This window comes from Mesorhizobium sp. M7A.F.Ca.US.005.03.2.1, assembly GCF_003997795.1.
GTDB classification, from domain to species: domain Bacteria; phylum Pseudomonadota; class Alphaproteobacteria; order Rhizobiales; family Rhizobiaceae; genus Mesorhizobium; species Mesorhizobium ciceri.
Window position 1 is genome coordinate 1 of the sequence record NZ_RZRP01000696.1, and the last position, 3,377, is coordinate 3,377.

Consider the following 3,377-nt stretch of genomic DNA (forward strand, 5'->3'; position numbering starts at 1 on the left):
ATGAAATTCCGGCGGGTCGTTTCGCCACGCATGAAGGCGTCGACCTCTGCTTCGAGACCGGCCTGAAAGTCACGTTTTTCACGATCGTTCATAGTGCTTGGTCCTCCCGTTTTCTCATTTGCTCACTCGTCCGCAGGCGCGGCGGTCGAGCATTCCTCCCGTAAGGCCCCCGCAATGGCCGCGGCGGCGCGCCAAATTCTCGCACTCCTAGCTTCCGAAGCGGCCCGCGAAAACGGCCAGCCTATCCTTCCACCGCTCGCTCGAAAGCACCTCGCGATTGACCACACCGCGCGGCTCGCGACCATGTTGAACCTCGATTACCGCTTTGACGTCTGCAGCGCCGTTGCCGGCAAAGCACTGGTCGGTCCAGCACAATGCGTGCGGCGCAAGGATGACGTTGTCGAGTTTGAGGATTGCATCGTCAGCATCCGGCGGCTCCTGCTCCAGCACGTCGAGACCGGCGCCGGCGATACGACGCTCCCGCAGGGCTTGTGCCAACGCCTTCTGGTCGACGATCGGGCCGCGCGCTGTATTGATCAGGTAAGCAGTAGGCTTCATCAGGGCGAGCCGCTCGGCACTGACGAGATGACGCGTGTCAGGCGTCAGCGGACAACTTACCGACAGCACGTCGGCGCGACGAAACAGATCTTCCAGTCCGACCAGCTCCACGCCTAGTTCGGCAGCGACCTTCTTGTCTGCAAATGGGTCATGGGCGATGAACCTCATATCGAAGGGCTTTGCCAGGCGAAAAACTTCGGCGCCTATGTTGCCGATGCCGAGCGACCCCAGCGTACGCCCCACGAGCCCGACACCCATATGTTGGGAGCGCTCCTGGAAGCCATGAGGTCCCTTACGGGTGAGGGCGTCCTTCGTGAACAGCTTGCCGGTGAGTGCCAACATAAAGGTGATGACGGATACGGCGACCGGCCGTCTTACCCCATCGGGCGTGATGACCAGAGCGATGCCGGCGCCAGTGCAGGCCTCGACGTCGACAGTATCGTAGCCGACGCCGAAGCGGGCAACGACGGCCAGCCGACCGCTCTTGGGGACACTCGTGGAAACGAAGCGATGAGTGAGAAGGATCAGCGCATCGAAGTCCTCAAGCTGGTCGGCGCGAAGCGGGTTATTCGATTCCAGGAATGTCATCTCGAGGCCTGGCGCCTTGCGCAGAGGCTCCAGGTCGAAGTCGGGATAGGTCAGCGAGCCGTCCGGCATGCGGAAATCACCGGAAAGCGCCACCTTGAACTTTAGGTCGCCCATTCTCTCCTCCGTTCTTACTGGCACCCGGCCCGGATTTTGGAGACCGCGTCGGCGATCGCGTCGTGCAGTATCCAGACGTCGCCCGAATAACAAATGAAGTCGAAGCCTTGTGCGTAGAACTCGTGGCCCTGCTGGACGTTGGGCACCAGGCGCCCGAGCGACTTGTTGTGCCTTTTGGCGGCGGAAACGATTTTGGCCATCGCGGCGATGAAGGTCGGGTGCGCGAAGTCGCCGGGAATGCCGAGCGAGACCGACAGATCAAAGTGACCGACCCACAGACAATCGACGCCGTCCAATCCCGCAATGCCGTCGATGTTCTTGACGCCGTCGGCGGTCTCGATCAGGCAGATGAACACCGAGCGCTGGTTGGCCGCCTCGAACTTATCTGCAACCGAGCCCGGACGGTAACGGTCATGCGCGATCTGCAGCGCCACGCCGCGAGCGCCAGCCGGATGGTATTTCATGGAACTGATGATGTGCTGCGCCTGCTCGACGGTACTCACCATCGGCGCGATTAATCCTTCGGCCCCCATATCCATGGCGCGGGCGAGGAAATGGTAGTCCTGCGATGGCACACGCACCATAACCGGCAGGTCGGCCGCCTCGAAATAGCGGATCGCGCTCTTGACCGTTTCCAGGCTGAAGCCCGAATGCTCCATATCGAAAAAGGCGAAGTCACAGCCAGCGGACTTCAGGATGTGGCCTATCCCCGGCGTCGCGAACTCGGCGACAAGGGTCCCGAGCTTGACGCGTCTGTGAGACGCTAGCGCCTTGAGACTTGGCTCCGACATGAACTTCCCTCCCGTTCGCCCACAAGGGGCGCATTGCGCCTACGCGTTCTTCAAGACGAAGCTTCGACAACAAGGTCGCAGATCGTCACCAGCTTGGTGTCGACGAGCGGCGCGCTCTGCGAATTGAATTCCTCGAAATGGGCTGTCCGGCAGTGGAGCTTGAATGCAGCCTCGCTGTCGTAAATCTCGTAGAGCAGGACCCGGTCGGGCTCGCCGCGCGCCTGCGTCACATCAAAGCGGCGGCAGCCGGCTTCGCTGCGAACCGACGCGGTCGCGTTGGCGTCCACGAGCTCTCGGAATCTGCCCCGGGCACCCGGCTTGAGGCGGAAATCGACCCAGACCACGAAGCCGCTCATCCCTTGCCACCCGCAATTTCAAGATAGCGTCTGGAGACATATTCCAGATGCCTGCGCATAGCCGCTTCAGAGGCGTCTGGATCGCGCGCGGCGACGGCATCAAAGATTTCTCGATGAGCCTCGTAGGCCTTTCGGTCTTCACCTTTGGCCAAAGTTGTGCGCCGCTGTTCCAGCAGCCATTCGGCCAACGCCGCGTGAATGGCTGTGAAGATACGATTGCGGGTGATCACCGCCAGCACGTAGTGGAAGTCCACATCGGTGCGCTCGAAGCGCGTCAGGTCCCCGATCGACTGCCGGTTGATTTCGAGCGCCTCCTTGAGGCCCTCAATATCCTCTGACGTGGCATTGATGGCGGCGTTGCGGGCAAGCCCGACTTCGAAAAACAAACGCGCGCTCTGGAAGTCATGAACCCCGCCAGGAGCCGAAATCATGTGGCGCGCCGGCCCCGAGAGGGCGTCGATCACGAATTGGGGGGTTGGCCGAGTGACGCGGGCGCGCTCGCCGGATTTCACCTCGACAAGCCCCATCTTGCTCAGATGCAGCAGGGCCTCGCGGATTGAAGGGCGCCCGACCCCGAACTGCCGCATGAGTTCCCGCTCGGATGGGAGCCGGTCGGCTTCGGCCAGCTCTCCCTTGCGGATCATCCGCTCGAGGTGCGCTGCAACCTCCTCCGAAAGCTTCCGCGGTTTGATCAGAACGCCGATCATGTGGCATACCTGTTATACCAGTCAGGTACGCTAGGCTCCCAGAGCGCCTCTGTCAACGATCAATTGGGCTGGATAGAGACCGAACAGAGATGCCCAGGCTCGCGCGGCCCGCCTCTTGGATGGCAAGGACGACGATGGGCTGCTCGTAGCAGATCAGCGGCGCAACCTTCACGCCCTCGACCTCGACCACGGGAGTGGCACAGACATGTGCCCTCGCCCCGCTGCGCTGCCTGACCCAGGCAAGCCAGGGCTGCCAAAGGGCG

4 protein-coding genes and 1 pseudogene are annotated in these 3,377 nt (G+C 61.9%); all 5 read right to left on the reverse strand.

What is annotated here, in order from left to right; translation table 11 throughout:
* Positions 1-207: 207 nt before the first annotated feature.
* Positions 208-1,260 (reverse strand): NAD(P)-dependent oxidoreductase, encoded by a 1,053-nt coding sequence (locus EN991_RS28530; protein ID WP_127369995.1) that lies wholly within the window; start codon positions 1,258-1,260, stop codon positions 208-210.
* A gap of 14 nt (positions 1,261-1,274) precedes the next feature.
* A complete protein-coding gene (locus EN991_RS28535) occupies positions 1,275-2,051 on the reverse strand; it encodes an aldolase/citrate lyase family protein (RefSeq protein WP_013525325.1) in 777 nt (258 codons plus the stop codon).
* A 50-nt stretch (positions 2,052-2,101) separates the two neighbouring features.
* A complete protein-coding gene (locus EN991_RS28540; RefSeq protein ID WP_063173900.1) occupies positions 2,102-2,407 on the reverse strand; it encodes a putative quinol monooxygenase in 306 nt (101 codons plus the stop codon).
* Positions 2,404-3,114: a transcriptional regulator NanR gene (gene nanR, locus EN991_RS28545; protein WP_027163180.1), complete on the reverse strand. Its 711-nt coding sequence runs from the start codon at positions 3,112-3,114 to the stop codon at positions 2,404-2,406. Before nanR ends, EN991_RS28540 begins: the two co-directional genes overlap by 4 nt.
* 52 nt (positions 3,115-3,166) lie before the next feature.
* A pseudogene (locus tag EN991_RS40395) lies at positions 3,167-3,377 on the reverse strand (hypothetical protein); the annotation flags it as partial.

Coding starts and splice junctions, on each gene's coding strand:
- EN991_RS28530 (WP_127369995.1), bottom strand. CDS start 1,260: ATGGGCGACCTAAAGTTCAAGGTGGCGCTTTCCGGTGATTTCCGCATG.
- EN991_RS28535 (WP_013525325.1), bottom strand. CDS start 2,051: ATGTCGGAGCCAAGTCTCAAGGCGCTAGCGTCTCACAGACGCGTCAAG.
- EN991_RS28540 (WP_063173900.1), bottom strand. CDS start 2,407: ATGAGCGGCTTCGTGGTCTGGGTCGATTTCCGCCTCAAGCCGGGTGCC.
- nanR (WP_027163180.1), bottom strand. CDS start 3,114: ATGATCGGCGTTCTGATCAAACCGCGGAAGCTTTCGGAGGAGGTTGCA.